Genomic DNA, 7,590 nt, shown 5'->3' on the forward strand with positions numbered 1-7,590 from the left:
GGCTGCGCGCGGGCGTGCCCAGCTGCCCGCGCCACGACGTGCCGCTGGCCGGGCTCGGCCCCCGACCGCCGGCCCGTGTCATGGTCGCGGTCGTGGACGGCACCGTCCGGGCCCGGTTCGTCGTCCGGGCCGGCCAGCCCGTCCCGGTCGGGCGGGCCCCCGACTCCCCCGAGGGCGTCGAGCTCGGCCCGTGGCTGTCCGGGGACGCCGCCCGCGAGATCAGCCGCGCCCACGCGGTCCTCGAGATGGGCGCCGACGGCACCGTGACCGCGACCGACAACAGCACCAACGGCACCACCGTGCTCACCCGCACCGGGCGCGACGCCGCGCCCGAGCAGGTGCGCCTCGAGCGCGGTCGCCCGTACCCCCTGGGGCCCTTGGACGCCGTGCGCCTGCACCCGGGCGCGGAGATCTTCCCCGCGGACCTGGCGCCGACCACCGAGGCGCCACCGGCCTCGTCGGTGCTGGCGGATGCCCCGACGATGGTGTTCCGGCCGCCCACGGCGGGCTGAACCCGCACAGCGAAGCGCCCCGCTCCCGAGGCTCGGGAGCGGGGCGCTTCCGCGCTCCGGTCAGAGCGGGCGGACGGACTCCGCCTGCGGGCCCTTCGGGCCCTGGGTGATGCTGAACTCCACGCGCTGGTTCTCCTCCAGCGTGCGGAAGCCGTTGGTCTGGATGGCGGTGAAGTGGACGAAGACGTCGGCGCCGCCGCCGTCAACGGTGATGAAGCCGAAACCCTTGTCGGGGTTGAACCACTTCACGGTTCCCTGAGCCATCTGAAAACTCCTTCATAAGGTGGCTGGAATCGGGATGATCGCGCATATACGCGACCGCTGGTCGTTTTCGAACAGCGGCTCCGCCTTCCAAGAAGGAGGCGATACAGCCGTCCCGCCGGATGCGGGAGGAAAACCACATACGAAAAAACCAGCTGAACTCTACACGAAGCCGCTCCGCCGCATACGTGACGGGGGTCATTCCGTAGCGACCCGCAGCTGGCCCTCCGCGACCAGCTCCGAGATCACCTTGTTCAGGTGATCGACCTGCGCGACCGTGTGCGCCGCCGTGAGCTGCACCCGAATGCCTACCTGATCGAGCGGGACCAACGGATACGCGGCCAGGGTCACGTAGATGCCGCGTCGCCACAGTATGCGCGATGTCACCGCGAGATCGGCGCCCGGGGCCAGCGGCAGCTCGATGATCGGCGTCCCGGTGCGGTTCGGGGTGTACACCCGCAGCGTCCGCAGGTGGGCCAGGACCCGCTCGGTGAGGGCGTGCAGGTGGGCCCGGAGGGTGTCGCCGCGGCGCTCGTTGACGTCCAGCCCGGCCAGCACCGTGGCGAGCGACGCGACCGGGGACGGACCCGAGTACAGGTAGGGGGCCGCGGCGACCTTGAGGTGGTTCTTGAGCCCTGTCGGCAGCGCCAGGAACGCCAACAGCGAGGAGTACGCCTTGGAGAAGCCGCCGACGAGCACGATCCCGTCGTAGCTCTCCCCCAGGTGCGCCACGATGGCGTTGCCCCGCCGCCCGTACGGCGAGGACTCGGTGGGGCAGCGCTCCCCCACCACGCCGAAGCCGTGCGCGTCGTCGACGTAGAGCAGGGCGCCCGTGGACCGGCACAGCTCGGCCATCCGGCGCAGGTCCGGCAGGTTGCCGGTCATGCTGTTGACGCCGTCCACGCAGACCAGCCGGGGCGCGTCGGTCGGAGCGGCGCGCAGCAGGTCGGCCAACTGGTCCAGGTCGCCGGTGCGGAACCGGTGCGTGACCGCGCCCTGCGACCGGGCCATCACGGTGCCGTCGTAGATGGTCTTGTGGGCCTGCGACTCCAGCATGATCGTGCCCCGGCCGGCCAGCACCGGGATCACCGACAGGTGGATGTGCGTGATCGTGGGCAGCACGAGCACGTCCGGTGCGCCCAGGAGCTCCGCCGTGCGCTCCTCGATGCGCGGGTACAGGGCGGGGTTGCCCAGCAGGCGCGACCAGCTCGGGTGGGTGCCCCAGCGGCGCACCTCGCCCGGGATGGCGGCCATCACCTCCTCGTCCAGGTCCAGGCCGAGGTAGTTGCAGGAGGCGTAGTCGATCAGCCAGTCGTCGCCGACGCGGATGCGGCGACCGTCGATCTCGTCGATCACGGCGTCGTACATGGGGCTGGTGGTGCGCAGCCGCTCCAGTTCGGTCCAGGTGGGCGCCTGGCGGACGGCGGGTGCGAGGGTGGGGGGAAGATGTGGCACGCGAGACTCCTCGCTTCTCAGGGATGGAACTCAGGCCTGGCCCTGCTCGCGCAGCCAGGCCACGGCGTCCGGGAAGCTCAGCGGCTCGGAGAACAGGTAGCCCTGCCCGAGCCGGCAACCCATCGCCTGCAGGAGGAGGCGGTCCGCGGAGTGCTCCACGCCCTCGGCGACCACCTGGAGCCCGAGGGTGTGCGCCAGTCGGACGATGCCGTCGACGAGGGCGCGCTGCTGTTCGGACGTGGACATCGTGTCGATGAAGGAACGGTCGATCTTGAGTACGTCGGCCGGGACGTGGCGCAGGTAGCTCAGCGACGAGTACCCCGTACCGAAGTCGTCGATGGCCACCCGTACGCCGATCTCCCGTAGGGCCGCGAGGTCCTTCCACACCTGCTCGTCGTCGCGCAGCAGCAGGCTCTCGGTGATCTCCAGGACGAGCGCGCGCGGCGGCAGGCCCGACGCCGCCAGGCCGCGGTGCACCTGCTCGGCGAAGCCCGCGTTGCGGACCTGCCGCACGGAGACGTTGACGCTCACGTACGGCGGCGTGCCGGCCGGCCAGTCCCGGTGCCACTGGGCGGCCTGGGCCATCGCGTGGTGCATGACCCAGGTGCCGATCGGCACGATGAGCCCGCTCTCCTCGGCGACCTCGATGAAGTCGCCGGGCGGGATGAGCCCGCGGCTGCGGTGGGTCCACCGGATCAGGGCCTCGAACCCGGCCGGGGCGCCTGTCTCCAGGTCCACGATCGGCTGGTAGCGCAGGGTGAAGTCGCCGTCGACGACCGCCTGGTCCAGCGCCGCGCGCAGCTCCAACCGGTTGAGGACGGCCAGGTGCAGGTCGGCCTGGTAGCGCCGCCACTGGCCCTTGCCGGCCCCCTTCGCCACGTACAGCGCGAGGTCGGCCTGGCGCAGCAGATCCTCGGCGGTGGCCGCCTCCGTGGTCGTGGCGATGCCCACGGACGCGCTGACGTTGACGTGGTCGCCGCCGAGCTGGAACGGCTGGCGCAGCGCGGCGGACAGGCGCTCGGCCACGTACTCCACCTCGGGCACGTCGACGCCGTCGGCGATGAGCACGGCGAACTCGTCACCGCCCAGGCGCGCCACCGTGTCGTGCGGGCGCAACTGCAGCTGCAACCGGCGGCCCACCGCGATGAGCAGCCGGTCGCCGACCTCGTGACCGAGCGTGTCGTTGACGACCTTGAAGTCGTCCAGGTCGATGAAGAGCACGCCGACCACGGCCAGGTGGCCATGGGCGCCGTTGGCCCGGCTCACGGCCTGGTGCACCCGGTCGGAGAAGAGGACCCGGTTGGCCAGGCTGGTGAGCGAGTCGTGGAACGCCCGGTGCATGAGCTCCCGCTCGAGCAGCCGCCGGTCCGTGACGTTGCGCAGGGTGAACACGACCCCGCGCACGGTCGGGTCGGCGGTGAGGTTGCGCGCCGACGCCTCCACCAGCAGCTGGCTGCCGTCGGTGTGCAGCACCTGCCAGTCGTCGGTATCGCTGCGCTCGGCGCCCATCCGGATGAGCTGCAGCGCGCGCCGGACGCGACTCTTGTCGTCGGGGTTGACCAGCTCGTCGAGGAACGCGCCGGTCAGCTGGACGGTGCCGAAGATGCTGGCCGCCGACGGGCTCGCGTAGCGGACCACGCCGTTCTCGTTGGAGATCAGGATGACGTCGGCCATGTTCTGCACGAGCGTGCGGAAGTACTCCTCGCTGTTGCGGCTGTGGATCTCGGCCGTGAGCGCGATCCGCTCCAGCGCCAGGGCCGCCTGCGAGGCGAGCACCTCGATGGAGCGCGGCAGGTGCGCCAGCGCCGACTCGTCGGCCGCGACGTAGAGCATGCCGACGACCCGTGGGTCGCCGGCGGGGCGGTCATCGAGCACGAGCGGGCACTGCAGCGCGACGTCGAAGTACCCCAGATGGATCGCGACCGGGGGGTCCAGACCCCGGCGGTAGACCGCGGTGACCCCGCGCCCCGTGGCCGGCGGCGCCGGCAGCAGGTCCCGCGTCCACCCGCCCGCGCGCGGTTGCGCCTGTGCCCCGGCGGGGTGCGGGGCCTCGATCGCGTTGCGTGGCACCTCGATCGGGGCGAGCCACGGCGCCTCGGGAGTGCTGAGGCGCGACGTCTCCTCGTCGCGGGGCGCGGCCGGCCCCCGCACCAGCACGCGGTGGTTCGTGCCGGGCGGCAGCAGGTTGGCGACCGCCTTCTTGACCGCCCCGGTCACGCCGTCCGCGTCGGTCGTGGCGACGAGCGCCGCGCCCGCCTGGCGCAGCGCCCGCTCGCGGGCCAGCGCCTGCCGGTGCATCGCCACGACGCCGCCGAGCCGGCCGATCACGAGCAGGAACAGCGCGATGCTGAAGATGCCGATGACGGCGGCGTGCGGCGCGGTGCCCGGGCGGGCGGAGTTCGTGAACGCCTCGATGAGCAGCACCACCGGCGCGGCGAGCGAGGACAGGCCGATGAGCCCGAGCCGCACCCAGCTGATGTCGTTCTGCACCACGATGCGGGGCTCGGTCAGCTGCGCCATCGAGGGCAGCAGGGCCGCCGCGCCCCAGGTGGCGTAGAGCAGGATCCACCCCAGGTCGACCGGACCGCCGACCTCCCAGGTGTCCTCCAGTTCGGAGATGCCGTAGAACACGTCGGCGACGAGCAGGCCCAGCGTGCCGACCGTGAGCAGCACGGGGGCGAGCGACCGGCGGACGGTCGTGATCATCCGGACGACGGAGGCGAGCACCAGGATGTCGCCGACCGGGTACCCGATGGAGATGACGCTCTCCAGCGGCTCCTCGGGGATGCGCGTCACGTACGGCTGGATCCGGAAGATCCAGAAGAACATGGCGAGGCCGACCGTCACGATGAGCGCGTCGAGCACGCCGGCGCGGTCGGGACGGCTCATGCCGGCCCGGGTGAGGCTCACCAGCCCGACGAAGATCAGTGGGTACATGGCGAGGTAGAACAGGTCCTGCACGCCCGGCGTCGGGTCGGCGACGCCCAGCAGGTCGGTGCGGATGTTGTAGATCGTGTCGCCCACCACGAAGGTGAACATCGCGGCGGCGAGCAGCAGCCAGGGGGCCCGGCGGCGGGGGCGGTTGCGCAGGGCCCCGACGACGATGGCGGCCGCGCTCGACACCCCGATGGCGCCCCAGATAACCGGGCCCTGGTCGGGGCGGACATAGAAGAGGATGCTGAGGGCCGTTATCCAGGTCCCGTAGAGGCCCAGCAGCACGCGCTCCCGCACGGACTCCCCTCCCAGCCGCCGTCGTCGCCATCATGCAGCACACCGCAGCCCACGGGCACCCCGCTCCGGTGTCGAAACCCGACAGTCCACGAAGGACACATGAGCTTACCGTGCTGACCTGCCAGCACCGATGTGCCGGGTGCATTTTGCCGATTGATCGCAATGAGTACAGCCGGTTGACGCCGCCGGACGGTCGATGACCCGCACGTGGGTCACCCCATAGGGGGATTGCCCGACGTACAGTGACTGCACCGTCGCGCGCGCGGCGGCCCGACCGGCATGTGACGGAGGCTCGCATGTCCCGACGCTGGATCGCGCTCGCCCTCGTGATGGCGACCCTGCTCACCGCCGGCTGCCGGCCGCGACAGACCGCGGGCGGCGCGGGCGAGCCGCCCGCCAGGCCATCAGGCGACCTACCCTCATCGATGGCCGCGCTCGGAGACTCCCTGAGTACGGGCTACGGCTCCTGCATCGTGCCGGCCTCGTGCGAACGCAACTCGTGGTCGACTGGCATCGGCTCGCAGGTCGACAGCCACTACCGGCGCCTGCTCGCCGCCAACCCGGACATCCGCGGCCGTTCGTACACGTTCGCCCAGCCCAAGGCCCGCGCCGCCGACCTCGCCGGGCAGGCCGCGCTGGCGGTCGAGGTCGAGCCGGAGTACGTGACGGTGCAGATCGGCGCGAACGACGCCTGCCGCCCCACCATCGCCGACATGACCCCCGTGACGACGTTCCGGTCGCAGGTCGACACCGCCCTGCGGGTCCTCAAGCGGGACCTGCCCCGGGCGCGGGTGCTCGTGGTCAGTATCCCCGACATCCACCGGGTCTGGCAGCTCGGCCACGAGCGCCGGCTGGTCTTCGAGGTGTGGGGCGACCGGACCTGCCCGTCGCTGCTCGCCGCCCCGACATCCACGTCGAAGGCGGCGAAGGACCGGCGCGCGGCGTTCAAGGCCCGCGTCGAGGCGTACAACCGGGAGCTGGCGGCGGCCTGTCGCGCGTACGGCAAGCACTGCCGGTGGGACGGCGGGGCGGTGCACCGCGTGAAGTTCGGGCTCAACATGCTCACGGCGTTCGACTTCTTCCACCCGAACGCCGAAGGGCTCAACGCCATGGCCGACGCGTCCTGGCCACGCAGCTTCACCTGGTGAGGGCCCGATCCGGCCCTCACCAGGCGAGCGGTCACTGACGGCCGGGCTCCAGGCGGCGCAGCGCGATGCGGGCCGCGATCACGAGGATCGCGATCTGACCGAGCAGCACCAGCACTGAGCGCCACCAGGCGCCCGGGGTCGGGTCCCACAGTGCGTCCTTGAGGAACGGCACGAGCTTCTGCATGTCGACGGTGGACGCGCCGGCGGCGAAGCCCCACCGGGTCGGCGCGATCGTCGAGATGATCTGCAGGACCTTCTCCCCCTGCAGCTCGAACAGGCCGCCCGACAGGACCAGCTGCGCCATGACGGTCACCACGAGGATCGGCGTGGTCTGCTCCGACGTGCGGACCAGGGCGCTGACGAACAGGCCCAGGACCGTCGACGTAATGGCCACGAGCGCCACCACCACGGTGATCTCGACCATCGGCGGGTGCAGCACGAGCGACTGGCTCGGACCGCCGCGACCCAGCACCGACAGGTACACGAACAGGATCACCTGGATGATGTTGATCAGCCCGAGGACGGTCAGCTTCGAGGCCAGGTACGCCCCGGGGAGCAGGCCCGCCGCGCGCTCGCGGCGGTAGATCGACCCCTCGTTGACGATCTCGCGGATCGACACGGCGATGCCCAGGAACGCGGCGCCCACCACGAGCACGACGAGCAGCCGTTGCGCCTCCAGGCTGACCCGGACCGTCGGCGGCGGCGCCGCCAGGCCGAACTCCCCCGGGACCGCGTGGGTGAGCAGCGCGAGCGCGAGTGGCAGGCCGAGCAGGAACAGCGCGTAGCCCCGGTCGGAGATGATCACCGACAGCATGCGCAGGCACAGGGTCAGGTACTGCCGGATGGGCGCCGACGGGTGCCGCGCGCGCGACCGCAGCGGCAGCGAGCCCAGCGACGCGCCGCCCGGGTGCGTGGCCTGCGGCGTCGCGGCCGGCGGAACGGGCACCGGATACGCCGGGATCGCGGCCGTGGGTGGCGCGGCG

At 71.9% G+C, this 7,590-nt stretch carries 6 protein-coding genes; 2 read left to right on the forward strand and 4 right to left on the reverse strand.

All coding sequences use genetic code 11. The features are described from left to right. On the forward strand, positions 1-512 hold a 512-nt coding region (locus ABD211_RS21030), incomplete at its 5' end, for an FHA domain-containing protein (protein WP_344134533.1). A 60-nt stretch (positions 513-572) separates the two neighbouring features. Here ABD211_RS21030 and ABD211_RS21035 read toward each other — a convergent pair. The 3 genes from ABD211_RS21035 to ABD211_RS21045 all read right to left on the reverse strand — a co-directional run bounded on the left by ABD211_RS21035 (position 573) and on the right by ABD211_RS21045 (position 5,459). After that, entirely contained in the window at positions 573-776 is a 204-nt protein-coding gene (locus ABD211_RS21035; protein WP_344134536.1) for a cold-shock protein, read from the reverse strand. A gap of 195 nt (positions 777-971) precedes the next feature. After that, positions 972-2,228 carry an aminotransferase class I/II-fold pyridoxal phosphate-dependent enzyme gene (locus tag ABD211_RS21040; RefSeq protein ID WP_344134539.1) on the reverse strand — a complete coding sequence of 419 codons (1,257 nt, stop codon included), beginning with the start codon at positions 2,226-2,228 and terminating at the stop codon, positions 972-974. Positions 2,229-2,258: 30 nt separating this feature from the next. After that, positions 2,259-5,459 carry a putative bifunctional diguanylate cyclase/phosphodiesterase gene (locus ABD211_RS21045; protein ID WP_344134542.1) on the reverse strand — a complete coding sequence of 1,067 codons (3,201 nt, stop codon included), beginning with the start codon at positions 5,457-5,459 and terminating at the stop codon, positions 2,259-2,261. 296 nt (positions 5,460-5,755) lie between these two features. Between ABD211_RS21045 and ABD211_RS21050 the strand changes: the two genes are divergently transcribed. Then, positions 5,756-6,607, forward strand: coding sequence for an SGNH/GDSL hydrolase family protein (locus ABD211_RS21050; RefSeq protein WP_344134545.1), 852 nt, complete (start codon positions 5,756-5,758; stop codon positions 6,605-6,607). A 31-nt stretch (positions 6,608-6,638) separates the two neighbouring features. On the opposite strand, the gene ABD211_RS21055 is transcribed toward ABD211_RS21050, so the two are convergent. After that, positions 6,639-7,590: ABC transporter permease (locus tag ABD211_RS21055; RefSeq protein WP_344134548.1), on the reverse strand; the 952-nt coding region annotated here is incomplete at its 5' end.

Origin of the sequence: Luedemannella flava (assembly GCF_039528515.1) — a bacterium.
Classification (GTDB): domain Bacteria; phylum Actinomycetota; class Actinomycetes; order Mycobacteriales; family Micromonosporaceae; genus Luedemannella; species Luedemannella flava.

Coding starts and splice junctions, on each gene's coding strand:
- ABD211_RS21035 (WP_344134536.1), bottom strand. CDS start 776: ATGGCTCAGGGAACCGTGAAGTGGTTCAACCCCGACAAGGGTTTCGGC.
- ABD211_RS21050 (WP_344134545.1), top strand. CDS start 5,756: ATGTCCCGACGCTGGATCGCGCTCGCCCTCGTGATGGCGACCCTGCTC.